General features: G+C 56.7%; 23 protein-coding genes. 11 read left to right on the top strand and 12 right to left on the bottom strand.

Features of this window, described 5'->3' with window-relative positions:
• Positions 1–69: 69 nt before the first annotated feature.
• Positions 70–945 (bottom strand): bestrophin family protein, encoded by an 876-nt coding sequence (locus EMQ_RS02300; protein ID WP_018308528.1) that lies wholly within the window; start codon positions 943–945, stop codon positions 70–72.
• Between the two features lie 562 nt (positions 946–1,507).
• Between EMQ_RS02300 and EMQ_RS02295 the strand changes: the two genes are divergently transcribed.
• Complete coding sequence (locus EMQ_RS02295; RefSeq protein WP_010665762.1) at positions 1,508–2,086, top strand: YqaA family protein; 579 nt, start codon at positions 1,508–1,510, stop codon at positions 2,084–2,086.
• A gap of 210 nt (positions 2,087–2,296) precedes the next feature.
• Positions 2,297–4,885 carry an HWE histidine kinase domain-containing protein gene (locus EMQ_RS02290; protein ID WP_010665763.1) on the top strand — a complete coding sequence of 863 codons (2,589 nt, stop codon included), beginning with the start codon at positions 2,297–2,299 and terminating at the stop codon, positions 4,883–4,885.
• Between the two features lie 17 nt (positions 4,886–4,902).
• On the opposite strand, the gene EMQ_RS02285 is transcribed toward EMQ_RS02290, so the two are convergent.
• A complete protein-coding gene (locus tag EMQ_RS02285; protein ID WP_010665764.1) occupies positions 4,903–5,886 on the bottom strand; it encodes a zinc-dependent alcohol dehydrogenase family protein in 984 nt (327 codons plus the stop codon).
• A 148-nt stretch (positions 5,887–6,034) separates the two neighbouring features.
• Here EMQ_RS02285 and EMQ_RS02280 point away from each other — a divergent pair, with 148 nt between their 5' ends.
• Positions 6,035–6,382: a DUF3147 family protein gene (locus tag EMQ_RS02280; protein WP_010665765.1), complete on the top strand. Its 348-nt coding sequence runs from the start codon at positions 6,035–6,037 to the stop codon at positions 6,380–6,382.
• A gap of 224 nt (positions 6,383–6,606) precedes the next feature.
• Here the strand turns inward: EMQ_RS02280 and EMQ_RS02275 are convergent, their stop codons facing one another.
• The 6 genes from EMQ_RS02275 to EMQ_RS02250 all read right to left on the bottom strand — a co-directional run bounded on the left by EMQ_RS02275 (position 6,607) and on the right by EMQ_RS02250 (position 11,812).
• Entirely contained in the window at positions 6,607–8,820 is a 2,214-nt protein-coding gene (locus EMQ_RS02275; RefSeq protein WP_010665766.1) for a TonB-dependent receptor, read from the bottom strand.
• A 109-nt stretch (positions 8,821–8,929) separates the two neighbouring features.
• Positions 8,930–9,415, bottom strand: a complete 486-nt coding sequence (locus EMQ_RS02270; RefSeq protein ID WP_010665767.1) for a DUF2946 family protein — start codon at positions 9,413–9,415, stop codon at positions 8,930–8,932.
• Positions 9,416–9,525: 110 nt separating this feature from the next.
• Positions 9,526–10,086 carry a DUF2147 domain-containing protein gene (locus tag EMQ_RS02265; protein ID WP_010665768.1) on the bottom strand — a complete coding sequence of 187 codons (561 nt, stop codon included), beginning with the start codon at positions 10,084–10,086 and terminating at the stop codon, positions 9,526–9,528.
• A 44-nt stretch (positions 10,087–10,130) separates the two neighbouring features.
• Positions 10,131–10,601 (bottom strand): DUF1178 family protein, encoded by a 471-nt coding sequence (locus EMQ_RS02260; protein WP_010665769.1) that lies wholly within the window; start codon positions 10,599–10,601, stop codon positions 10,131–10,133.
• An 8-nt stretch (positions 10,602–10,609) separates the two neighbouring features.
• Positions 10,610–10,870 carry a glutaredoxin 3 gene (gene grxC / locus EMQ_RS02255; protein WP_010665770.1) on the bottom strand — a complete coding sequence of 87 codons (261 nt, stop codon included), beginning with the start codon at positions 10,868–10,870 and terminating at the stop codon, positions 10,610–10,612.
• A 141-nt stretch (positions 10,871–11,011) separates the two neighbouring features.
• Entirely contained in the window at positions 11,012–11,812 is an 801-nt protein-coding gene (locus EMQ_RS02250; RefSeq protein WP_010665771.1) for a ComF family protein, read from the bottom strand.
• A 136-nt stretch (positions 11,813–11,948) separates the two neighbouring features.
• Here EMQ_RS02250 and EMQ_RS02245 point away from each other — a divergent pair, with 136 nt between their 5' ends.
• Complete coding sequence (locus tag EMQ_RS02245) at positions 11,949–12,830, top strand: methyltransferase domain-containing protein (protein WP_018308529.1); 882 nt, start codon at positions 11,949–11,951, stop codon at positions 12,828–12,830.
• A 104-nt stretch (positions 12,831–12,934) separates the two neighbouring features.
• Here EMQ_RS02245 and EMQ_RS02240 read toward each other — a convergent pair whose 3' ends face one another.
• Positions 12,935–13,540, bottom strand: coding sequence for a glutathione binding-like protein (locus tag EMQ_RS02240; RefSeq protein WP_018308530.1), 606 nt, complete (start codon positions 13,538–13,540; stop codon positions 12,935–12,937).
• Positions 13,541–13,768: 228 nt separating this feature from the next.
• On the opposite strand from EMQ_RS02240, the gene EMQ_RS02235 reads away from it, so the two are divergent.
• The 6 genes from EMQ_RS02235 (at position 13,769) to EMQ_RS02210 (ending at position 20,216) form a co-directional block, all read left to right on the top strand.
• Positions 13,769–14,455, top strand: a complete 687-nt coding sequence (locus EMQ_RS02235) for a phosphoadenylyl-sulfate reductase (protein ID WP_010668086.1) — start codon at positions 13,769–13,771, stop codon at positions 14,453–14,455.
• 40 nt (positions 14,456–14,495) lie between these two features.
• Positions 14,496–15,290: a sulfate adenylyltransferase subunit CysD gene (gene cysD, locus EMQ_RS02230; RefSeq protein WP_010668087.1), complete on the top strand. Its 795-nt coding sequence runs from the start codon at positions 14,496–14,498 to the stop codon at positions 15,288–15,290.
• An 18-nt stretch (positions 15,291–15,308) separates the two neighbouring features.
• Positions 15,309–17,186 (top strand): adenylyl-sulfate kinase, encoded by a 1,878-nt coding sequence (cysC, locus tag EMQ_RS02225; protein ID WP_010668088.1) that lies wholly within the window; start codon positions 15,309–15,311, stop codon positions 17,184–17,186.
• 133 nt (positions 17,187–17,319) lie between these two features.
• The gene (locus tag EMQ_RS02220; RefSeq protein ID WP_018308531.1) at positions 17,320–18,849 is read left to right on the top strand and encodes an ArnT family glycosyltransferase; all 1,530 of its coding nucleotides are present in this window, start codon (positions 17,320–17,322) and stop codon (positions 18,847–18,849) included.
• 75 nt (positions 18,850–18,924) lie between these two features.
• Complete coding sequence (locus EMQ_RS02215; protein ID WP_010668007.1) at positions 18,925–19,635, top strand: NAD-dependent deacylase; 711 nt, start codon at positions 18,925–18,927, stop codon at positions 19,633–19,635.
• On the top strand, positions 19,632–20,216 hold the full coding sequence (locus EMQ_RS02210) for a uracil-DNA glycosylase family protein (protein ID WP_010668008.1): 585 nt from the start codon (positions 19,632–19,634) through the stop codon (positions 20,214–20,216). The genes EMQ_RS02215 and EMQ_RS02210 overlap by 4 nt, the downstream gene beginning before the upstream one ends.
• A gap of 24 nt (positions 20,217–20,240) precedes the next feature.
• Here the strand turns inward: EMQ_RS02210 and EMQ_RS02205 are convergent, their stop codons facing one another.
• The gene (locus EMQ_RS02205) at positions 20,241–20,939 is read right to left on the bottom strand and encodes a MarC family protein (RefSeq protein ID WP_010668009.1); all 699 of its coding nucleotides are present in this window, start codon (positions 20,937–20,939) and stop codon (positions 20,241–20,243) included.
• Between the two features lie 200 nt (positions 20,940–21,139).
• Between EMQ_RS02205 and EMQ_RS02200 the strand changes: the two genes are divergently transcribed.
• On the top strand, positions 21,140–21,478 hold the full coding sequence (locus EMQ_RS02200; protein ID WP_010668010.1) for a DUF4112 domain-containing protein: 339 nt from the start codon (positions 21,140–21,142) through the stop codon (positions 21,476–21,478).
• Positions 21,479–21,494: 16 nt separating this feature from the next.
• Here EMQ_RS02200 and EMQ_RS02195 read toward each other — a convergent pair whose 3' ends face one another.
• Both EMQ_RS02195 and EMQ_RS02190 read right to left on the bottom strand, forming a co-directional pair.
• Complete coding sequence (locus EMQ_RS02195; protein ID WP_018308532.1) at positions 21,495–22,865, bottom strand: AtzE family amidohydrolase; 1,371 nt, start codon at positions 22,863–22,865, stop codon at positions 21,495–21,497.
• Positions 22,862–23,050: an AtzG-like protein gene (locus EMQ_RS02190; protein ID WP_010667987.1), complete on the bottom strand. Its 189-nt coding sequence runs from the start codon at positions 23,048–23,050 to the stop codon at positions 22,862–22,864. The genes EMQ_RS02195 and EMQ_RS02190 overlap by 4 nt, the downstream gene beginning before the upstream one ends.
• Positions 23,051–23,058 lie beyond the last annotated feature (8 nt).

Here is a 23,058-nt window from a genome sequence, read left to right as displayed (position 1 = left end):
GCGGTCAACGGAATATCGGCTTACCTGATAGGCTTGTGATCGGATTGTGACCTGAATGACGCACTTTCGTTATGGTTGCACACCGTTGTTGATGGCAATGGGGGAAGGCGGGGCCTCGCCGATGGATTGCAGCAGATCCGTTTCGATTGTTGTCGCCATGGCCGCCATGGGCAGGGCATGAGGCGTGTTGATGAAAGGTTCCTGCAGGTCGGCGCCAGTCTTGTCCAGAACCACAAACAGCAACCCGACCAGTGAAGAGCCAAGAGGCGTGATCCAGCCGAGTGTCTGAACGGCCGACAACGGCAGCACGACGCAAAAAATATTGGCAAGGGCGCGAGGCAGGCCGGAATATTGGATAGGCAGCGGCGTCTTCTGGATCCGTTCCAGGCCGCCCTGAGCATTGGCCAGATCGGACAGGATACGATCGATCTGCCCGTGCAGCGCGCCGTCGATACCGAGTTTTGTGGCTTCCTCGGTTACAACCATACCTAACTGCACCAGAATACCGTTAGGCTGGTTTTTCCAGCCCTTGATGCGGGCGGCCATTTCCGGCGCAAGAAGCCGCTCGACGTCTTTGGTGGCGTCTACCTGACCCAGAGCTGTTCTGAGTGCATGCGGATAGGCGGCCATTGCCCGCACGAGATCCTTGCGTCCGCCAAGAATGGAGCAGACCTGACGCCCGAAAGAGCGGGAGTTGTTGGTGATGGCGCCCCAGAGCGTGCGACCTTCCCACCACCGGGCATAGGCAGTGTTGTTGCGCACGCTCATAAAGAGAGCGAGCGCTGATCCAATCAGGGAAAGGGGGAGGCTGGGGATTTCCATCCATTCCTGATGGAAAAGCTGGTAGAGAATGACGACCACAAAATCCCATGCAGCCAGAACAAGAAGGGTGCCGATGCTTTCCCGCATCAGAACCATAAGGCCGATCCGTTTATTGACGATCATACGTTGCCGTCTTTCTCTGTTTAACTCTGTTCAGACGCTGTCATAACTCGCAACAGGCCTGTTTGTTCGACAACGGACTGTAAGACACAATCATATCGACGCGAAGCCGGATGTCCTTGTCATAGTTTGTCAGCCCATTTGCGACACAAAAAAAGTTGGCATAATATATCTTATGCGTCTTTTGGGTGTCTCGATACATACATCGCACATGATGGCTGCGGGACGACCTTCGTCCGCTTTGTGTATCGATACATAAGCCCGCGGCCTCTGGTGTCTCGTTAAAATGGGCTAAAATCGTAACAGGAAATCCTGTTGTCTGATGAACTGACATTAATCTCATCTACCTGACAGCTTCCTACCTTATTCTGCTGCCTTGGAAGCCTCGGTTTTCTCCCCTTCCCTGAGAAGCAGCAGCCTGATTACTGATCGATCATTATTTCTAATGCTCTTTTAACGTCATTTCGATAAAGAGCCCCGCATGAGGCCATCATTGGTCTTGCCCTCCATGTGGTCAAAGTGGCATGCCTGCGCCAGTTTAACTGGATACGGGATCTCTGACGTCATGCTTGACCGTCTTTATGCACGTGTGCGTGCTCATGCGGCTGGTCCCAATGCTCCATTTTTCCTGGCTTTTCTTGCTTTTTCTGAGGCAAGTTTCTTTCCACTTCCGCCGGAAACCCTGCTCATTCCGATGGTTCTCGCCAACAGGGCGAAAGCGTGGCGTTATGCCATCATCGCGACCCTGGCCAGTGTCGCAGGAGGTGTGCTCGGATGGTATATCGGAGCCTTTCTGCTTGAAGTCATAGCTCGCCCGATCGTCCATTTTTACCATGCGGACGCCACGCTGGCCGCTTTACAGCAGAAGTTTCGTGAATGGGGTGTATGGATCATACTGATCAAGGGACTGACGCCCGTTCCCTATAAATTTGTGACAATTGCAAGCGGCGCGGCTCATTTTGCTCTGTTGCCGTTTATTATGGCCAGTCTGGCAACACGTGCGGCTAGATTTTTTCTCGTGGCGGGACTACTGCGTCGCTTTGGAGCGCCGATTGAAACTTTTATCGAGAAACGTTTGCCGCTGGTGTGTGGTGTTTTTGCACTGGCGTTGATCAGTGGTATTATTGCGTTAGCCTACCTGTAAACACTCTTTTACAGGCCTTTTTTATATTTTGTGATGCTTCCGATGTGTTAGAGACAAACAGGCTTCTGTTTTCGGGTAAACCGGTTGATGAGGAGGAGGTTTTCTTTAACGCGCACTGCCAACCGTAGCCATGCGAAATCACGGTGGAAGGAAGCCGACATTTCTGTCGGCGGAGAAAATGCATGGCGCCTAGCGGGGTAGGTATAAAGAATGGAATTCAGCAGAGAAAAGAATGAGACAAGCTGGAGTAAAAACCGGCAGGGAGAACGCTCGATAGCTGTCTCATCTCCTGCACCTGAAAGTGCAACGGTCAGGAACCTCGTTCAGGCACGCGGGTGTCTTCTCTGTTTTGATACCCACACGCTCCAGCTGCGACGTTATTCTGTAAACGCTCCCACTTTTCTTTCACAGCCTGATATGGCGCTCGGGAAGACGTTTGTTCAGTGCACTGCCGAAACCGCTGCGCGAGCCATTCTGGACGGATTGAAAGAGAACCAGATTACTGGACGCCCTGCCCTGCTTTTCAATCTTCCCGTCGGTCCTCAACTTGTAGCCTGCGATATCGCAGTCCATGTCTCAGGCGATGATCTTGTCATTGAGTGTACACCTCCTGGTCCTCCACAACTGACCGGTTCTCTCATTCGCCATCTGAGAAGCGCGATTGATCGACTGAGAGAGAACAATGAGCTCCTGCCGTTATGTCAGGCGGCCGTTGTTCAGATGAGAATGATCGTTGAGTACGATCACGTTATGCTGTGCCGGTTCGCTCCGCATGGGCTGGCTGAAGTGATGGCTGATGACTGCGTTTCTGGACTTGCTCATCTGTCTGGGCAGTACATATCCCATGCAGGTCTGCCAGATGCGCTTAGAAAGCTCTATCTGCGCTCCCTGATCCGGGTGATCGAAAACGTCTCGTCAGAAGCAGTTGAAATCCGTTCAGAGTCCGAACTGGCGCCCCTGGATCTTTCTCTGGTGATGATGCGCGCATCGTCAGGAGAAAGGCGGGCCTATATGAAAGCCTGCGGCATAGAGGCGACAATGCTGCTGGCGCTTGTCGTTGATGGCGCGTTGTGGGGCATGTTGATCGGGCGCAACTATACCCCGATGAATGTCACTATGGACGAGCGTGCTGTCGCAAAAATGTTCAGTGAATATGTGGCGCTCCAGATTACAGCCAATGTCCGCGCCAGCCGCTTGCAGGTCACCCAGAAAACATATGCCGCCATTCATGGTTTTGTGCATGACGCGGCATCTGCGACTGATATTCCGGCCTATATCCGCGCTCATGTCGCCGACCTGGCGTCTCAGGTGGAGTGTGACGGCGTAGCTGTCTGGATTGACGGGCATCCGGCAGTCCACGGGTTTACAATCCAGCCTGAATCCATCTCTGAACTGGTCCGCTGGTCAGGGACTTATAACGACGGCATTACCCAGATATGGAGCACCGTCTCACTCATTCGGGATGTCCCCTCCCTGGTGCCGCATCTGCCTGGTGTCGCCGGTATGATGATCGTGCCCATGACGGCTCAGCCGGGCGACTACCTGTATTTCTTCCGCAAGGAAAAGGTTCGCCTCGTGAACCGTGCGCCCGAGCCCGGTGAAACGCCGACGGTGCGTTACGGAAAGGGCGGTTTCTGTCAGGACAGGGTTCATAACTGTTCCGCAACATGGACCGTTGAGGACGAGGAAGCAGCTGAGGAATTACGCGCTGCCCTGATAGAGGCAACCGGGGCTTACTATCAGGCGCTGCTGGAGCAGCGGTCACAAGCCGAAGCACGCCAGAGGCTGCTGAATGATGAACTGACGCATCGCGTCAAAAATATCCTCTCCGTTGTGCAGTCTGTCGTCGGCCGTTCCATTGTCGAGGAAAGGTCGCAGAAAGACAGCATTCAGCGGCTGCGTGACCGGATCAAGGCGCTCGGCGTAGCGCATGATCAGATCGTGAGCGCCAATAGCGGCGGATACCTCTATGCTTTGCTTGAGGCTGAACTGGCTCCCTACTCTATCCGACCGGATGCCATAACGGTGACGGGTCCGGATTTGTGGATGCCGGGAAAGGCGCTGTCCGTCATGACGCTGCTGTTTCATGAGCTTGCCACCAATGCAGCCAAGTATGGCTCGTTGTCATGTGAGGCGGGTCATCTCGCCATTTCCTGGACATTCAACAGGGTTGATCAGACCTGGGACATTCTCTGGAAAGAAACCGGGGGACCGAAAGTCAGCGAACCGACCCATCTCGGGTTCGGGTCCCTGCTGCTTTCCCGCGCCCTTACGCATGAACTGGGCGGCGTCGCGGAACGGACATTCTGTCCCGAGGGTGTCAATATCCGTCTGTCGGTGCCTGCCCGCTTTGTAAATGAAACCCCCGAGCATGATCGCAAACCGTGGTCCATGACGCATCGATGCAACCAAGAACTCGCCGAGGATCAGAAAAGAGGCATCAATCTCAGGAATGCTCACGTTCTGATTGTGGAAGATCAGATGCTGATCGCCATGGAGATTGAGGACACTCTCACCGATCATGGCGTAGCCGGAATCTGTACTGCGGCATCCGTCAGCGAAGCGAAGAAGCTCATTCTCTCCTCAGCACTGGATGTCGCGGTTCTGGACATCAATCTGGGCGAGGAAAATGTGCTGGATGTCGCCGCAATCCTGCGTGAAAAGAGAGTGCCTTTCATCTTTACGACCGGATATACGGGGCATGACATGATTCCCGCCGAATTTTCCGATGTGCCTGTCATCCACAAACCCTACGCTTCATCTGTCCTGATCCGTAATCTGCAAGCTGTGCTTGATTAATTTCTCGATGCATGGATTTAAGGAACCAGCACGGCTGCCCCATCAAAGCGGCCATGTCGCAGATCATCCAGAGCTTCATTCGCCTTGTTGAGCGGATAGGTCGTAGTCTTTGTTTTGATGCCAATCTTTGGGGCAAGAGACAGAAAATCGAGTCCATCCTGCCGTGTCAGATTGGCAATTGAGACAATCTCACGCTCTTCCCACAGGATATCGTAGGAAAACGCCGGAATTTCACTCATGTGAATCCCGGCGCAGACCACGCGGCATCCTTTGCGTATGGCCTTGAGAGCCGCAGGCACCAGAGGGCCGACAGCGGCAAAGATAATTGCTCCATCAAGAAGATCCGGCGGCATTTCGTCCGAACCACCTGCCCATACAGCTCCAAGAGACCGTGCAAATGCCTGCTTTTCCGTGTCACCGGGCGTGGTGAAAGCGTAAACTTCCCTGCCCTGCCAGCGCAGAACCTGAGCGATGATGTGCGCGGCTGCGCCAAATCCGTACAGTCCGATTTTCTTGCCATTACCTGCGTGAGAAAGGGACCGCCAGCCGATCAGCCCAGCGCAGAGCAGTGGCGCGAGAGAGACGTCGTCTCCCTCTTCTCCCAGCGGGAAGGCGTAGCGGGCATCTGCTACCGTCATCGTCGCGTAACCACCATTGCGCGTGTAGCCGGTGAACAGCGGGTGATCGCAGAGATTTTCCTTGCCCTCATCGCAGTAGAGACAATGGCCGCAGGTGTGTCCCAGCCAAGGGATGCCGACACGCTGACCGATGCTCAGATCCGTGACGCCGTCTCCCAGTTCGTCGATCCTGCCGACGATTTCATGCCCCGGAATGATCGGTAAGGCCGGATGGGTCAGATCACCATCCACCACATGCAGGTCAGTGCGACATACCCCACAGGCACCAACCTTTACACGGATTTGGCCCGGCCCCGGATGAGGGTCTGGAAGCTCGACCCATTCAAGCGGGGTATGGGGTTTGCTGAGCTGCATCGCGAACATTTCTGTCTCCCTTGCCCAAGGAGTCTGGTTGATGTCGATTTAGGGCGCATTGATATGGCGCAGGTGAATGTAATTTTTCTCGACATGTCCCGAGGTGGGCAGACTGCCGAAAACAGGCTAACGCAAAAAGAAATGAGTCGGGGCGTCGATGTTTTTTCTTCTGAAAGTCATGCTGTCCGGACTGATGATCGCTCTCGCCTCATCAGTCGCCAAACGCTATCCGGCAGCAGGTGCTCTTATCGCCTCGCTGCCGCTTGTCTCGATTTTCGGCATGCTCTGGCTGTGGCAGGAAACCCATGATGCAGAGCGGATGCAGGCGCATGTCTTTGCGACATTCTGGTATGTGCTGCCTTCCCTGCCGATGTTTCTGCTCATTCCTTGGGCGATGAAACACGGGATGGCCTTTTATCCCGCGCTTCTGGGTGGATGCTGTCTCACGTTCGGGCTTTATATGGCGACGATGGGAGTGCTGCGCTGGTTTGGATATTCTCTCTAGAGATCATTATGTTTTCATTTCATTTTTGCTGAAAATGGAGGCAGGTTTATTGCCATTAACTGAAAAATCCTTATCCCCCAGGTTCAATCTCAATTGACAACGTCTCTAAAAGATTGAGCTTACATTTCGCGGCATCACCAACGACATCGTCCACAATCCAACGCCAGTTACCAAGGCAGAAAAAGCCGAGATAATCTCGACTAACTTCTGCCTCGTTGGTGAGCTCAGAAAGAGGCCGTCAGACTGACATTGAAAGACCGTCCCATGCCCTGAAGCGGGCTCATGATACCGGTCGCCTTGTAGTCTCCCAGCGACATGCCTCCCAGCGGCAGATAGTATTTCTGGTTACAGATATTCTCGATGCTGGCATCCAGCAGGAAATTCCGCCAGCGATAGCTGCCGCCAAGTCCAAGCAGCACATATCCCGGAGTGCGGGGCTCGTTTCTGACCCAGTCAACGGTGCTTTTGCTCTTGACCAGAGTGGTTTCAATCCGTCCCGTCCAGTTCTGGTAGGTTTCGTAGAGCCCTACAGTGCCGTTGGTTGGCATCTGGTGATACAGGCCAGAGTGATTCTGTAGATCCTGACCGCGCACCCAGTTCAGATTGGCGCGGATTTCACCTGTTCCATACGCTTCTGTTTTCCACAGCCGCGCTCTGGCCGAGGAATTGATGCCGTAGCTCTGGGCATTGTGATTCACGAACTGAAGCTGCGACAGGCCGTTCGAAAGAGAACCGATCCGCACAACATTTATATAGTTGTGGGTGTAGGTGTAATACGGCTGAACTTTCACTTCCCAGCCATCGTCGGTCGGATCATGCCATGTGACGGTGAAGCTGGCCGTATTGGCGACTTCCGGGGACAGGTTGAGATTACCGACATAGCCGTTTCCATCACCGAACCAGCCGATCATGCTGGTAGCCATTCCCCCTTGTGCCCAGGAATAGCGCTCATAAAGGTTGGGAGACCGCGTCTTACGGGCATATCCGCCTTCAATCGACAGACTATCCAGCGGATGCCAGCGAACGAGCGCTGTCACATCGAAGTTCGTGTCGGTGCGTCCCCGTGACGACGCGTTGAACTTTTGAGCGGCCATGGCGTCGGCCATCGACATCATGCCGGTCCATGAATAGGGTGCTATCTGCCCTGTATTCATCATGATGAGATCACTGCGAAAGCCGAGCAAAGTGGACAGGCGGGGCAGCCATTGGGCGTTCCATTCCGCGTAATGTCCCAGCCGATCGCGGTGACCGTTGTTTATGTTATGGAACGTGTTCGGCCCCATCATCATGCTGCCGGTCAGAGGCGGCCACCAGTCGTTCAGGCCGTTATGCTCGAACTCGCTGCCAAGAGTGAGCGTATGCTTCGGCGCAAGAAGAATGGTCGCCTTGAGGCTGTAGCCGACTGAACGGGAGTCCGTATTCATCGGCATGCCGGTAGTGGCGGTATGGCCGCCTTTGTCGTTCATCATGTTCATCACATGATCGACCCGCTGCCAGTAGGCCCGCGCTTCCAGATTGCCCCAGTCGAAATCGCCCTTGTATTTGCCGTTCACATAGGTGGACCGGTTGTTGGTCATGTCCATGTACTGGTTGGGAAAGCCCTCGTAGGGAATATCCTGCTGACCGAAGGTGACGGACGCGAGGTGATTGTCCTTGTGAAAACCGGCAGTAACGGCGTGATTGAAGCTCAGATAGCTGGTGGATCGGACCTGCCTGCTGTTGCTTCCGCCCGTCCGATAGTTGCTCGCGTGGGCGTAGGACCCGGTATAGCGCAGGCTCCATGTGTCATTGGCCACGGTTATGGTGCCCGATGCACCAGAGCCGCCGCCATTGCTGCGGTAATCCCCCCGCACATGCCCGGTGACGAGGAGTTTTCCGTGTTCTGCAAACAGAGGATCGCGCCGCTCCACCACGATACTGCCACCCGTGCTGTCACCGCCGATGCTCACAGGAGTAATGCCAGCAATCGCCTGCGCCGTCGCGACTGAATCTGGGTCGACATAGGAGAGTGCGGGATTCATGTGGTTCGGACAGGCTGAGGCAATCCTCATGCCGTCGACAATCGTGGCGACACGGTCATCGGCCATGCCGTTCAGCACGGGGAGCGCGGAGACGCCTCCCGCAGAATAGGAGCTGAAACCAAGGCTGTGGCGAAAAAGCGATGTGGTGTCGGGATTGGTACGATCGCGCAGCCTGATTGCATTGACGATGATGTTCTCATCCGCATGAGCAACAATCTTGGTCTGCCCGGTGGCATCCTTCTCAGCTGACACCTTTGTCTGAGAAGATTTGGGTGAAACGCGGGAAAGGCTCTTTGCCGGAGTCAGATCAAACGTGGCAGCGCGGGCGCTGAACACGGAGAGTGGTGAAACAGAAACAATAAATCCAAGCGTGAAGACAGAGCACAGCAGGGCGTGCTTGTGGCCGGGAGTAAACATGACAGGGCTATCCTGTGATCTGAACAGAAGTCGATCGCAGAAGTCACCGACAGACGCGCACGCTGAAGCGCCCATTCGGTCAACTATGAAGTGCGATGGCGGAAGATGTTCAGATGGCGAGTGGAGGCCCTGTCGCCGGTGGCAACAGCAGGGTGAAAGCGGGTGGTGCCCGTGGTTGCGCGAAGAACCGTCGCATGGATAGCCAGACCTCGCTGACGGCCGGAAGAAAGACCGTCGCATTCAGGAGAATGCCGAAAAACAGTAACAGCGGACAGAGAGGACAGTCGCTGTCGTGGTGATGCTCTTCTCCGGAATGTCCATGATGATCCGGCATGGGCATGACATGATGACCATCGGCTGAAGAGCCGTGTCCCATGTGCATGCCGCTCATTTCATGGCCGGGCAGATGACCTGAAACGACAGCCCTGGGGCTGATATCGATCCCGGTCAGGCGGAGAATGGCGGTCCGGGGTGTTTCGCCCGGCGAGGCGAGGCCCTGCAGGGCAAGCTGCCCCAGCAGACCAATGAGGGTGAGAGCGACGATAAACCAGCGACCGGCAGACGATCGTGTCGCGGGAGAACCCGAAAACCTCATCGCGTCGTCAGAACCTGCTCCCGCTTTTCAGAAATGATCGTTCTTGTGGCCCATGCCTTAGTCACGTGACGGGGTGACGTCCACCCCGCACGAGACCTTCTTTCAAATCCTCAAGGATTGGCTGGCATGCGACACTCGGGGCCGATCGTGCCGTGGTAGCGGCTCCATGTCTGGGTTTCGCCGAAGACCGGCACCAGAATATAACCACGCAGCTTCAGAATATCCGGCTTCGGTGACCAGATTTGTGCGTGATACAGATTGCCTGCGTCCGGATCGAGGATCTTGCCTTCCCAGCGTCCGGGATCATCCTCCATCGGACGGAATCCTGTGAGCATGACCAGATTACATTCTGCGCGGCCATCCTTGGCGCGTGGCATGGGCTCTTTCGGGCCGTAAGACAAGCCGATCAGCGTGCCGCAGACAGAATCGCCACACGGTGCAATCCGGAAGATGCCGTCATGCTTTTCGCTCAGCCACATCCCCATGATGGAGGCATCCTGCGGAATGGCGGCACTTGATGGTTCAGCCGCGTGGACGGAAGCCGTTACAGCAGGGGCGGCAAATCCTACAAAAGCAGCGAGAATCAGCCGGACAGCCGCTTTTCCAACCGTGATGGCGGATAATGAACGACCGGGAGTTTCTGGCGGCAAATCAGCAGTCACGTATTTCATCCTTCCGGTTACCCGGTGGCAACCGGTTCCAGTGAACGGAACGGTTATCCCTCGGCAGGCTGTACCCAGGGAAGCCTTTGAACTGAAACGCCTTCATCCTCAAGTCGTTCATGGTCTTCAGAGGTCATGGACCCATAAATACCGCGTTCTTCGGCCTCGCCATGATGGATGCGAAGGGCTTCCTCGGCAAACCGGTCGCCGACATTCTCGCATTTGCTTTCCACTTCCTGCCGCATTTTCTGAAGTGCCGACAGTAGGGCATCGGGAATACCAGCCTGCCCGGCAACAGATGTTGCAGGCACTTCGGCAGCGGCGACAGGCTGCTCCTGTTGTTCATTCTTTTTTTGCCGCGATGAACGCACTGCAGGCGCCATCAGCGCCCTGTCGACTTTTGCCGTTCCACAAAAAGGACAGGAAAGAAGTCCGTGCGCAGCCTGATCCTCGAAGGCGGAAGAATCCCTGAACCATCCTTCGAATTCATGATCGGAGACGCAGCGGAGTTGATAGTGGATCATGGGCTGTTTCAGGCGGCCTGTAACAGGGCGTCCAGTCTTCCGCTCCGTTCAAGAGCGAACAGATCGTCACAGCCGCCAATGCCTTTTCCATCCACAAAAATCTGCGGAACCGTGGTCTTGCCGCCAGAGCGCTCCCGTGAATCCACACGCTCCTGCGTGCCATGCGGCGCATTTATCTCTGTGAAAGGCACCTTCTTCTTTTCAAGAAGCGCTACGGCCCGAATGCAGTAGGGGCAGCCAGGCTGGGTGTAGATCTCGATCTTTGGCATTCGCATTCCGTCACTGTGAGGCGGGCTCATGCCCGACACTGCTTCGATATGCCCTATCATAGCGTGTCATTGCCCGCTGTCATATGAAAGCCGATACAGAAAAGCATTCTGACGAGGCATTAGAGAAGCTGTCTGTGTCCGCTAATCCTCCGAGAGGTCTGGCCGACTTATATCGTCGTGCGTATCCGGCGTGGTCCGCGCCGCCGCCAGCAGACAGACAGTTTCCACTCCGGCAGAAAGAAGAGCCTGTGTGCAGGCCGCCGCGGTCGAGCCTGTTGTCAGAATGTCATCCACCAGCACGACGCGCTTCCCTCTGATCGTCTCGGCGTTTCGTGGTCTGATCCGGATAGCATCCTGCATTTCCTTCGCCCGCTCCTCGGCGGAAAAACTGGCGAGACGGCTGGTGGCCCTAGGCCGCTGGAGAGCATCCACGAACACGGGGACGGATGACAGTCGGCTCACCGCACGGGCCAGTAGTGCTGCCTGATTGTATTTCCGCTCAAGCAATCGGCGCCAGTGAACGGGAACCGGGATCAGCCAGTCCGCCCGCTCCAGAATATCTCGCCCGGCCCGGTTCATCTGCCGCGCCAGAATGATGGCGTTCTGGGTGCGGTCAGCATATTTCAGCGACAGGATCAGGTCGCGTGATCCCTCGTCATACACATAGGCCGCCCGGGCTTTCGACCAGGGTGGAGGATGAAGTTCACAGGAGACGCAACGCGCATCCCGTCCAAGATGGGTAGAAGCGGGAAGCGGGACCCCGCACTGATCGCAGCGAGGCTCGCCGATCGGGTGCATCCTGACGAAGCAGGCCGGACAGAGTGAATGCGGCTGATCCACTTCCTCGCCACAGGATGAGCAGGTAGGAGGCAGCACGAGATCCAATGCAAAGCGGCCCGTGGCTCTGATCGCCCTGCCAAAACGCCCTGTAAGAAGCGTCATGATGAACCGACCTGCTGATGTGAGGTTGCTGGCATCGCTTTACTGGCCCTGATCTGCCGTCACTGTGATGAATATACCGTTCCATCCTGTGCTTTCCTCTTGGCACAGACAGAAGACCGGCGCACATATTTCCAGCATGGAACATCACCATGCCATCTTCGACCGCCATACAGTCAGACTGCATCGGGATCGTGCAGCGAACACTCTTGATGATGTTTCCGCCATTCTGGAAGAAGCCGCTGACCGTCTGATTGAGCGGCTGGACGATCTGACACGCTCCTTCCCGCTGGCGCTCGATATCGGTGGCCGAGGTGCGACGGCGTCCAGCCTACAGATGCGGGGAATTGAGGTTGTCAGCAGTGACCTGTCGCCTCGTATGGCGCGTCATGTCAGGGACAGAACCGGCACGCTGACAGTCTGTGCCGATGAGGAATTTCTCCCTTTTGCCGAGAACAGCTTCGATCTGGTGATCGCCAGCCTTTCGCTGCACTGGGTGAACGATCTGCCCGGCGCACTCCTTCAGATCAGGAAAATCCTGAAGCCGGACGGTCTTTTTCTGGCCAGCATGCCTGTGCTGCCAACGCTCGCCCCCTTGCGTGCGGGGTTCGAGGAAGCGGAACTGGCTCTGAGCGGCGGTGTTTCACCTCATGTCTCGCCTTTTCCGACGCTGCGAGACTGCGCGTCCCTGCTTCAACGAGCGGGATTTGCCCTGCCTGTTGTGGACGCGGACGTGATGGATATCCGTTACCGTTCAGGACTGGCGCTGTTTCGGGACCTGAGGGCGGCGGGGGAGACCAACGCCCTGACGCTGCGGGACCGGCGTATTCCCGACCCGGCGCTTTTTCCCGCCGCGCTCGAAGGGCTGGCAGAGAAATGCGGAGATGAGGAAGGGATTCTGTCCCTTCCCCTCCATCTGGCGGTGATGAGCGCCTGGGCCCCTGCCCCGACCCAGCCCAAGCCGCTCGCGCCGGGACAGTTCACAACATCCCTGCGTGACGCATTGGGAAGCCCAGATTGAAACCATGAAAGAGAAGACACACTCTCCATCCGCGCTGAATGAAGAGTGCGTAAGGCAAAATCCCGACCTGTCTGTAACACCGCAAATATGGGCGGACAGAGAGGTTAAGCCAGCCCTTCTTCCTTGAGGGCGGCCTGCACGGCAGGACGAGCCGCAACCCGGTCGCGCAATGCAACGGCTTTGATGTAGGGCGAAAGGTCGAGATTCAACGGTTTGGCCCAGCTGAGAATGACAAACGCCAGTGCGTCTGCCTGTGTAAAGCCTGTCTCAAGCCAGTAGTCGCGCCCTTCCGTCAGCATGGCTTCGAACTGACCCAGCCTGCGATGCGCCAGACCGACAAGCCGTTCGCGGACGGAGGGCTCCAGAACATCAACAAAAAGCACACCAACAGCCGAATGAATGTCTTCGCAAAAGCCAAGCGCTTCCGCCAGACGAGCCCGCTCAAGAGAACCGGCTGCCGGTTTGAAAGCCGGAACAGTTGAATGGTCGCCGATATAAGGAAGAATGGCCACATTCTGCGTCAGATAAACGCCGGGGGCGGTCTCAAGCGCCGGGACGGCCCCACGGCCGTTGATGGTAAGAAAATCCTCGCCTGTTTCGGTTTTTTTTGTTTTCAGATCGACTTTTTCCAGTGAATGCGGCAGGCCGGTTTCTTTCAGTATGATATGGGAAGCAAGAGAGCAGGCGCCTGGCGAATAATAAAGCTTCATGTTTCTTCTCCGGAAAGCATGCGGCGTTGCGAACCCGGTCACAACGTCGGCCAAGCCTATCATACTGTTTTATCAAACGACGAAATCAATTTCACTATTATATATAGTTCAATTAACATTAAACTCTCTTATGAAATTCCGTTATACGTCTTGAATTTGTAACTCTGATACTCTACATCCCCACTAAATCACGGCGTTCAGTCGTATTAAACAGCAGGGATATCTGACGTGAGTGTCACCCAGCAACAGATCGATACGCTTCGGGCAGCCGGAAGCGATGCACAAGCCGTCCTGAAAGCCGCCTGCGAGGTGCTTCCGGGACAGGTCGCCGTGCTGTCGTCGTTCGGGGCTGAGTCTGCTCTCCTTCTGGCGCTGGCGGCTGAGGTCGATCCCGCCATACCGGTCCTGTTTCTCGAGACCGGCATGCACTTCCCGGAGACCATCGAATATCGCCACGAACTGGCCCGCACCCTTGGCCTGCTCGATGTGATTGACGTTCGTCCCTCGGAGCGCACCCTTCAGGATCGTGATCCGGAAGGACAGCTCTGGGCGTTCGATCCAGATGCCTGCTGCAAGATGCGCAAGGTCGAGCCGCTTGATGCGGCATCCCTGCCCTACCCTGCGCTCATTACCGGACGGAAGCGTTCACAGGCCGCGACACGCAACCGCATGGAAGTAATTGAGACGGATGGCGAGGGACGCATCAAGATCAATCCTCTGGCCGACTGGACCAGAGAGGAAATTGACGCGGAAATGACCCGACGCGGCTTGCCTCGTCATCCGCTGGCCTCCAAAGGTTACCCCTCGATCGGCTGTGCGCCCTGCACACGGCCGGTGGGCGAAAATGAAGATCCCCGTGCCGGCCGCTGGGCTGGTATGGCAAAAGTCGAATGTGGCATCCACCGCCCCACCTGACAGTATTCGGCCTGACAGCATAAGAAGGTTCCACTTAATCATGGATCATCTCGATCAACTTGAAGCGCAGAGCGTCTTCATCCTCCGCGAGGCGTATCGGAAGCTGAAGCCGCTGGCCATGCTGTGGTCGCTCGGCAAGGATTCCAACGTCATGGTCTGGCTCGCCCGCAAGGCGTTCATGGGTCGCGTGCCGTTCCCCGTTATGCATGTCGATACGGAGAAGAAATTCCCCGAGATGTATGCGTTCCGCGACGAATACACCAAAAAGTGGAATCTCGATCTGCTCCTGGGCTACTGCCCGCCGGTCGAGGAAATGGATCCAACCCTGCCGCCTGCCGCCCGGTCTGCCGCCCGCAAGACCGCTGGTCTCGCCAGCATGATCGAGAAAAACAAGCTTCAGGGCGTCATCGCCGGCATCCGCCGGGACGAACAGGGCACCCGCGCCAAGGAGCGCGTGTTCAGCCCGCGTGGCGCATCCCACAAGTGGGACATCCGCAACCAGCCGCCCGAGTTCTGGGACCAGTATGCCACGCCGCACGAGGAAGGCATGCATATCCGCGTGCATCCGCTGCTCTCATGGCGTGAGATCGACATCTGGCGCTACATCGAGCGTGAGAACATTCCGCTGGTGGACCTGTATTTCGCCAAGAACGGCAAACGTTACCGCTCGCTGGGCGATTCCGACATCACCTTTCCGGTTGAGAGCAACGCCTCCACCGTGGCCGAGGTCATCGCGGAACTTGAGACCACCAAGACGTCCGAACGTGCTGGCCGCGCCATGGACCATGAATCCGAAGACGCATTCGAGCGGCTGCGTGTCGCCGGTTATCTCTGAGAGCTGGGAACAGACACCATGAGCGACACATTATCCGCCGCACGCCTCGACCCCGCTGACCGCGAGGCTCTGCTCGATACGGCAACGCCTATCGTCATTGTCGGCCATGTTGATCACGGCAAATCCACCCTGATCGGCCGCCTGCTGTACGACACTGACAATCTGCAGGACGGCAAGGTCCAGCAGATCATCGAGTCCTCCAAGAAGCGCGGTCTGGCCGTCGAATGGAGCTTCCTGCTCGACAGCCTCCAGATCGAGCGCGATCAGGGCGTGACGGTTGATTCTACCCGTATCCCGTTCCGTCTTGGTAACCGTCAGTTCGTGATCGTCGATGCGCCGGGCCACCGTCAGTTCCTACGTAACATGATTACCGGCGCCGCCGATGCCGAAGCCGCCGTTCTGGTGGTGGACGCCAACGAAGGCGCTCAGGAGCAGACCCGTCGTCATGCGATGCTGCTGCGCCTGATCGGTATCCGCCACATCATCGTTCTGCTGAACAAGGCTGACCTGCTGGGCTTCGACGAGCAGAAGATCCGCGCCGTCGAAAAGTCCGTGACAGACCTGCTGGCCCAGCTTGACCTGACGCCATCCCTGTTCGTTCCTGCTTCCGCTCGTGACGGCGACAACATCGCCAGCCGTTCCGAGCGCTCGCCTTGGTACACCGGCCCGATCCTGACCGAGGCTCTGGCTGCCGTCCCGAGTGGCAACACCCGCGCCGCCCTGCCGTTCCGCATGCCTGTGCAGGATGTCTATCGCTATGACGACGTGCGCTATGTCGCTGGTCGCATCGAGCGCGGCGTCATCCGTGAGGGTGATACGGTGGAGATCGGCACGCAGGGCAGCAAGGCCCGTGTGGCGAAGGTTGCTCGCTGGCACGCTCTGGAGCGCAAGGAAGCCGAGGCCGGTGAGTCCATCGCGCTGGTTCTTGAGCCGGACGTGATCCCCGCCCGTGGTGACATGCTCTTCCTGCCGCATCAGGCTCCCGAGAAAACGGCCCGTATCCGCGCCCACCTGTTCTGGCTGCGTCAGGAGCCTCTGCGGGTTGGCGAGAGCTTCCGTCTGCGCCTTTCCACTGCCGAGCATCAGGTGACGGTGGCGTCGATCGACTCAGTCCTGCGTCTTGACGATCTGACCGAGCAACAGGCGCAGGAAGTCGGTCCCGAGGGTTTCGCGCATGTCACGCTTGTGGCGGGTGAAGCCATCCAGTTCGACCCGTTCTCCCCCGGCACGTCGGATGGACGCGGCGTTCTGGTTGATCGTAACCAGCGCATCGTCGGTGGTGCGCCGCTGCTTGGCCCGGCTGATCTGAAGGACGGTTACGCGATCCATCCGTCGGCTGGCGAAGTTGACGGCGCGCAGCGTGCACGCAGCAAGGGTCACAAGGCGCGTGTCGTCTGGCTGACAGGCCTTTCGGGTGCAGGCAAGAGCACGATCGCCCGTCTGGCCGAGAAAAAGCTGTTTGCACGCGGTATCGACGCGTTCGTGCTGGATGGCGACACACTCCGCATGGGACTGTGCAGCGATCTGGGCTTCACGGAGGCTGATCGTCACGAAAATGTCCGCCGTGCTGCCGAGGTCGCCAAGATCCTCACGCAGGCCGGTCAGGTTGTGATCGTGGCGCTGATCTCGCCGCTGGTGGCTGACCGCGCTCTGGCGCGTAAGATCATCGGTGAGGAGTTTGACGAGGTCTTCGTCGATACCAGCCTTGCAACCTGTGAGCAGCGTGATTCCAAGGAGCTCTACAAGGCCGCACGGGATGGCAAAATCGAGAACTTCACCGGCATCAGCGCGCCATATGAAGCGCCGACAAAAGCCGACCTGCACATCAAGGCGGACGGGGCTACAGCGGAAGAAAACGCTGATGCGCTTGTCACGCATATTCTGAGCGTCATCTGAGAAGAGGACGCCGGGGATGTAATCCTTTTTTCAACCGGTAAAAAAAGATTACATCCCGTCACTTCTTTAAATTTGTCATAAGATTGCTGAAATGGCAGAACCGCCCTGATTGTGGCGGGTATCTCCCGTCGAAATGACGGATCTCCTTGCCGTGACATTCTATACCCGAGCGCTCACTTCCCCGCTCTTCACGCTTCTCGCCCTCCTTCTCTTTGCAGTCCTGTGTCGTTTCCAGACTTTCGGTAATCCGTTCATCCATGTCGATGAGGAGTTTTACCTCTTCGTGGGTGGCCGAATGCTCCATGGCGATCTGCCTTATGTGCAGCTCTGGGACCGCAAGCCTCTCGGGCTTTTCCTTCTCTACGCTTTCTTCCATCTGTTCGGCACCTATCGTATCTGGGCCTATCAGATCTTTGCGCTGTTCAGCGTCTGGGGCACGTCTTTGCTCCTTGTCAGGATGGCGCGTTCCTTCGCTCCCCCCGGTGGAGCCCTGATGAGCGGCCTGCTCTATATCGCCTGCCTCAATCTGTCCGGCGGCGAAGGCGGCCAGTCACCGGTATTCTATAATCTGCTTGTCACTGCCGCGATGGCGCATACCCTTTTCGGCGCTCTATGGCCGGAAGAACGCCCTGATCGGCTTCGTTCCGTGGGCATGGTGGGAATGGCGCTATTCGGATTGGCGATCCAGATAAAATATACGGCCGTTTTTGAAGGAATTTTTCTCGGCTGTTTTCTGCTCTGGTGTGATTTCAAGGCGAGGAAACCAGTCGGCGTCATTGCGACAGACGCCCTTTTATGGGTCACGACAGCTCTTGCCCCTACCTTTCTGGCAGCTGGGTTCTACGCTCTGATCGGACACGGGCATGAGTGGTTTTTTGCCAATATACAGTCGATCTTTCTGAGGCAGCCGCGCCCCGGCAATCTGCTCGTACTCTTTCTGCTCCCCCTGGTAGCGAAACAACTGCCACTGATCATCAGCGGAATGTTTGCTTTTGCAACTTTCCCATCCGAAACAAGACGCTCCATCCAGGTCAGATTTATCTTTCTTTGGGCTGCGGTTTCCCTGTTCGGCGTTCTGATTTTTGGAGACTGGTTCGATCATTACGCCCTACCGACTTACGCGCCTCTCGCTGTCATCGCTGCCCCACTCTGGAGGTGGCAGGCCGGACGCATCACTCTGAGCCTCTGTCTTCTGACGGGTTTCATTTTTGGTGAGAAACTGGTCAGTTCGCATATCCGGAAAAGAGGCAATGCCGATACTCTGAAAACCCTCACCCATTATCTGAGTGATCCTCCGGGGTGCATCTTCATTTATCGTGGTCCACCCACGCTCTATGATTCCGTGTCTTGGTGCGCGTTGACCACTCATCCTTTTCCTTCCCATTTTTATATGAATTCCGAAAAATACGGGACGGGCATAGATCCTCTGGCCGAACTCCACCGGATCATGTCGAAAAGGCCACTCTATGTCGTCAGCAATGACACCTTAGCGGAAGATGAAAATATGGATGTCCGGCACTATCTTGATGGTGTTCTGGCAACTCAATACCATCTGATATATCAGTATATGCGACCAGCAGATCGGCGCATCGACAAAGAGCACAGCGCCATCACGGTCTACAAAAGAAATTCGGAAACCGAGGCTCAACAACTTTCAAACTAATGAAGAATCGTTCCTGTCCGTTCATTGATTGAAAACGGACACGTGTACCGGTTCTGTCGCAGAATGGAGTAATGCATGGAACGCATCGTCATTCTCACAGGAGCCGGTATCAGCCGGGAATCAGGACTGGCGACGTTTCGTGACGAAGCCGGTGTCTGGTCCAGGGTGCGACTGGAAGATGTCTGCACACCTGAAGGATTTGCCCGAAACCCTGACCAGGTGGATGCTTTTTACAACCATAGGCGGCAGGAACTACAACACGTTGCTCCCAATGCAGCTCATCGCGCTCTGGCCGAACTGGAGCAGGCCTACGGAGCCAATGAGGATGACGCTTTCCTGCTCATAACGCAGAACATCGACGATCTTCATGAACGCGCCGGTTCCCATAATGTCGTGCATATGCACGGGGAACTGTTGCAGCTCAGATGTCTATCCTGTGGCGCGACGCCTACATGGCATCAGGACTGCACCCGTGCGACAGCATGCCCCGAATGCGGCGCACAGGCACTCCGTCCGGATGTTGTCTGGTTTGGAGAGATGCCTCTTCACATGGAGGGGATCATGGATGCCATCGCACGCTGCGACTGTTTTGTCGCCATCGGCACGTCAGCGACAGTCTATCCAGCGGCAGGCTTCACTGAACTGGCGACCAATCATGCTCACACCGTCGAACTCAATCTCGCGCCCTCCGGGAAGGCCGGACTGTTCGATGAAGCTGCCTATGGCCCTGCGACCTCGGTCGTTCCCCGCTTCGTGAAAAGTCGACTGGCCGCAGAAACATCATGAATGATGAGGCTCTTTCGGATCTGGTTGCTCGCATCAAGGCCTGTACTGTCTGCGCCGGGAGTCTTCCGCTGGGTCCGCGACCTGTCCTGCATGTCTCACCGCGCGCACGCCTCCTGATCGCCAGTCAGGCGCCCGGCACGAAAGTCCATGAGACAGGCATTTCCTTTAACGATGCCTCTGGTGACCGCCTGCGAAGCTGGCTTGGAATGGATCGCGCCACTTTTTACGACGCCGAGAAGGTCGCGCTGGTGCCAATGGGATTCTGTTACCCCGGACGCCTGCCAAAAGGTGGTGATTGCCCCCCGCGAAAAGAATGCGCTCCCCTTTGGCGGGATCAGGTTCTTGCCAACCTGCCGGACGTGCAACTGACACTTCTCGTGGGTTCCTATGCCCAGAATTATGTTCTTGGGCCGGGCCGCGTCTCTGAACGTGTCGCGCATTTCAGGGACTATCTGCCCCAATATTTCCCGTTGCCCCATCCATCATGGCGCACCGGAGCATGGGAAAAACGCAATCCATGGTTTGGCGATGAGGTTCTCCCCGCCCTCAGACAGGAAGTGACCCGCATTCTCGGAAAGTGACGCGTAAACGAAACACCGATCCTGTCAGTCCTTCACGGAATTCAGGAAGTCATGCCCAAAGCCCATGAGCCCGGCCGCCACAATCTGCACGCCAATCGCCAGCAGGATCAGGGCCGCCAGTCGTCCCATGATCCGCGTTCCGGTGACGCCCAGAATGGTGGTCAGTCGGTCAGCATATGCATAGGCAAGCCACACGGTCAGCGCCACGGCGACTGCCGCGGCTGACAGTCCGCCTTCATAGGCCAGTGAATGCTTGCCGCTATCGCCGGAACTCAGGGCGATGGCGACAGACATTGTGCCAGGACCAACGGTGAAAGGCATGGTCAGTGGAAAGAACGCAATATCCTGCGAGTTGGGTGCTGAAATGGGAGTGCCGTCTTCACTGACGATCTGGCTCTGCCGCTGGTGGTCGTCATCGGCGGGGCTTTGCAGCATGATCCAGCCGCCGCGCGCGACAAAAAGACCGCCTGCCACGCGCAGAGCATTCAGGGTGATGCCAAAGAAACTGAGCAACAGACTGCCGATCCAGACAGAGCCTATCAGCAGAAGCGTGGTGTAAAAGGCGACCATTTTCGCCAGCCGGGCACGTTCGCTCGCTGGGCAGTTGCCTGCCGCCTGAATAAAGATGATCGCCGCCCCAAGTGGATTGATGATCGAAAAAAGAGCAGGAAACGCCAGAAGAAAACTGTCGCGTGCAACGGCGACGGCGGACGGGATGTACATAACCGGATGGGTTCCAGAAAAAAGCAGTGTCATCCGGCGGCTGGCAGGTGCGACAAGCCGGAGCGAAGCGGCCTCCCTTAGCAAGCAAAGTAAATTTTTGCATTACAATCCTTGCGCGGAAGATCGGCGATTCTCATATCTCTGGTATGAATGCAGCGACTGCTTTGAATGGAGAAATCCTGCCCCCACTTTCTGGAGACGTGCTTCAGCGTCTGCAGAGACTGCGGCGGCTGGCGTGGTTTCTGGATGCGGCCCTTCGCATACCGGGAACAAAATTCCGCATGGGCGCAGACGCCCTGATCGGTCTGCTGCCGGTTGGCGGCACAGTGATCATGACGGTTCTTTCCCTGCTTTTCGTCTGGGAAGGCTGGCGTCTGAAGGCTCCCACCAGCCTGCTGGCTAAAATGCTGGTCAATATTGCTCTGGAAGCAGCTTTTGACCTTGTGCCGGTTCTGGGCGATCTGGTCGATATTGCGTTCAAGGCCAATCTTCGGAACATCGACCTTCTGGAAGAGTATTTCGGCGTCATCAGACGATAGAAACGTCCCGTTTTCCTCAGCCCTTGTCTGGTACTGGCCCGCCCAGAACGGGATATCCCGCAAGGCCCGCGTGAGAAAGCGCCTTGCCGATCGCGAAAAGAACATTCTCTTTTCCGGGAGCGGCAATGATCTGTATTCCCAGAGGCATTCCACTTGTCGAAGCTGATGCCGCTGGTGGCAGAGGGGCGGAAAGAACGGGCATCCCTCCCAGACTCAATGGCTGTGTGAACAGTCCAAGATTGGCGCGAGCAGAAACAGTCTTTCCACCAACCGAGAGGGTCGCTTGATCAATACGAGGAGCCGGACCGGGTGTTGCTGGCGCGAGCAACACATCGACCTGCTCGAAGAGTTCATGCAGGCCCGTGCGAAACCAGTTCCGGAAGCGATGCGCCTGAACGACTGCCGCCGATGGCAGCATGGCACCCGCAATCAACCGATCTCTGGTTGCGGGATCATAGTCCATGGGAGTCTTTCGCAAACGAGGCAAATGCAGATTGCCCCCTTCTGCGGCGGAAATCAGAAAAGCGGATGCCCTCGCACGGGCAACTTCGGCCAGATCAACCTCTTTATGGCTTCCAAAAAACGCCAGTATACGGTCAATCCCGTCAAGAATGGCTGGATCGACATCCTGCAGGAACCAGCCTCCCAACCGGGCAATCCGCAGACTGCGCACGTCTTCGATTTCCTCCAGCGCATGGCCGTTCATGGCCTCAAAAACACGCTGAAGGTCCGTCACGGTTCCGGCAAAAGGACCGACCGTGTCGAGGCTGGCGACAAAGGGGTAAACCCCGTCTAACGGAAGAAGCCCCTGTGTGGGACGCAGGCCCCAGACGCCGCAGAGAGAAGCAGGCACACGGATCGAGCCGTTTGTGTCTGACCCCAATGCGAACGGTAGCAGACCCGCCGCAACGGAAGCTGCTGAACCACCGGATGAGCCGCCAGCCAGACAGTCCGTGTTTCTTGGGTTGCGTGTGGTGCCATAGTGGGCATTCTCAGTAGAGAAACCGTAGGCGAATTCATCCATATTCAGCGTGGCGACAGGGATCGCGCCTGCCGCGACAAGCCGCTGCACGACGGCAGCATCCTGTGTCGCCGGGGGATTGCCGTTCAGCACGACCGAACCCGCTGTCGTGACAAGTCCCTCCATGTCGAAGAGATCCTTGACGCCAAAGGGAACACCGGCAAGCACGCCTACCGGATCACCGTTGGCAATTCGGGCGTCCAGCGTGTCAGCCATATGCAGCGCCCGCTCTGTCAGTAGCCGGGTGACACAATGATAGGTCTGGTTACGGGTGCCAATCGCCTCCAGCGTTGTCTCCACCACATCCCGGGCTGTTCGCAGTCCGAAACGTACCGTGTTGGCGATAGCGACAGCAGTCAGGCTCATGGTTCGTACTCATAGGCTGGAGGACAGTTGTCAGGGAGCTCCAGCTCCAGCACAAGGTCGATATAGGTCTGTAAAAGTCTGCTATTGGCAGTAACACCCGGCAGGCAGGCTTCAGGAATAGTCAGTCTGATTCTTCGGGCTTCAGCGAGGAGATCACTGGTTTCCTGTTCCGTGTTGCACTGCATTGCTTTCG

It is taken from the genome of Acetobacter aceti NBRC 14818, assembly GCF_000193495.2.
In the GTDB taxonomy this organism is placed as follows: Bacteria; Pseudomonadota; Alphaproteobacteria; order Acetobacterales; family Acetobacteraceae; genus Acetobacter; species Acetobacter aceti.
Note: the sequence above shows the minus strand (reverse complement) of the source record. Positions and strands in the feature narration are given on the sequence as shown.

What these genes read in the sequence shown, in the direction of transcription:
- EMQ_RS02210 (WP_010668008.1), top strand. Translation starts at nt 19,632, where the DNA reads ATGAATGATGAGGCTCTTTCGGATCTGGTTGCTCGCATCAAGGCCTGT.
- EMQ_RS02260 (WP_010665769.1), bottom strand. Translation starts at nt 10,601, where the DNA reads ATGATCCACTATCAACTCCGCTGCGTCTCCGATCATGAATTCGAAGGA.
- EMQ_RS02215 (WP_010668007.1), top strand. Translation starts at nt 18,925, where the DNA reads ATGGAACGCATCGTCATTCTCACAGGAGCCGGTATCAGCCGGGAATCA.
- EMQ_RS02195 (WP_018308532.1), bottom strand. Translation starts at nt 22,865, where the DNA reads ATGAGCCTGACTGCTGTCGCTATCGCCAACACGGTACGTTTCGGACTG.
- EMQ_RS02250 (WP_010665771.1), bottom strand. Translation starts at nt 11,812, where the DNA reads ATGACGCTTCTTACAGGGCGTTTTGGCAGGGCGATCAGAGCCACGGGC.
- EMQ_RS02240 (WP_018308530.1), bottom strand. Translation starts at nt 13,540, where the DNA reads ATGAAGCTTTATTATTCGCCAGGCGCCTGCTCTCTTGCTTCCCATATC.
- EMQ_RS02270 (WP_010665767.1), bottom strand. Translation starts at nt 9,415, where the DNA reads ATGAGGTTTTCGGGTTCTCCCGCGACACGATCGTCTGCCGGTCGCTGG.
- EMQ_RS02285 (WP_010665764.1), bottom strand. Translation starts at nt 5,886, where the DNA reads ATGTTCGCGATGCAGCTCAGCAAACCCCATACCCCGCTTGAATGGGTC.
- EMQ_RS02190 (WP_010667987.1), bottom strand. Translation starts at nt 23,050, where the DNA reads ATGCAGTGCAACACGGAACAGGAAACCAGTGATCTCCTCGCTGAAGCC.
- EMQ_RS02300 (WP_018308528.1), bottom strand. Translation starts at nt 945, where the DNA reads ATGATCGTCAATAAACGGATCGGCCTTATGGTTCTGATGCGGGAAAGC.
- cysD (WP_010668087.1), top strand. Translation starts at nt 14,496, where the DNA reads ATGGATCATCTCGATCAACTTGAAGCGCAGAGCGTCTTCATCCTCCGC.
- EMQ_RS02275 (WP_010665766.1), bottom strand. Translation starts at nt 8,820, where the DNA reads ATGTTTACTCCCGGCCACAAGCACGCCCTGCTGTGCTCTGTCTTCACG.
- EMQ_RS02290 (WP_010665763.1), top strand. Translation starts at nt 2,297, where the DNA reads ATGGAATTCAGCAGAGAAAAGAATGAGACAAGCTGGAGTAAAAACCGG.
- EMQ_RS02220 (WP_018308531.1), top strand. Translation starts at nt 17,320, where the DNA reads ATGACGGATCTCCTTGCCGTGACATTCTATACCCGAGCGCTCACTTCC.
- EMQ_RS02280 (WP_010665765.1), top strand. Translation starts at nt 6,035, where the DNA reads ATGTTTTTTCTTCTGAAAGTCATGCTGTCCGGACTGATGATCGCTCTC.
- EMQ_RS02205 (WP_010668009.1), bottom strand. Translation starts at nt 20,939, where the DNA reads ATGTACATCCCGTCCGCCGTCGCCGTTGCACGCGACAGTTTTCTTCTG.
- EMQ_RS02265 (WP_010665768.1), bottom strand. Translation starts at nt 10,086, where the DNA reads ATGAAATACGTGACTGCTGATTTGCCGCCAGAAACTCCCGGTCGTTCA.
- grxC (WP_010665770.1), bottom strand. Translation starts at nt 10,870, where the DNA reads ATGCCAAAGATCGAGATCTACACCCAGCCTGGCTGCCCCTACTGCATT.
- EMQ_RS02295 (WP_010665762.1), top strand. Translation starts at nt 1,508, where the DNA reads ATGCTTGACCGTCTTTATGCACGTGTGCGTGCTCATGCGGCTGGTCCC.
- cysC (WP_010668088.1), top strand. Translation starts at nt 15,309, where the DNA reads ATGAGCGACACATTATCCGCCGCACGCCTCGACCCCGCTGACCGCGAG.
- EMQ_RS02245 (WP_018308529.1), top strand. Translation starts at nt 11,949, where the DNA reads ATGGAACATCACCATGCCATCTTCGACCGCCATACAGTCAGACTGCAT.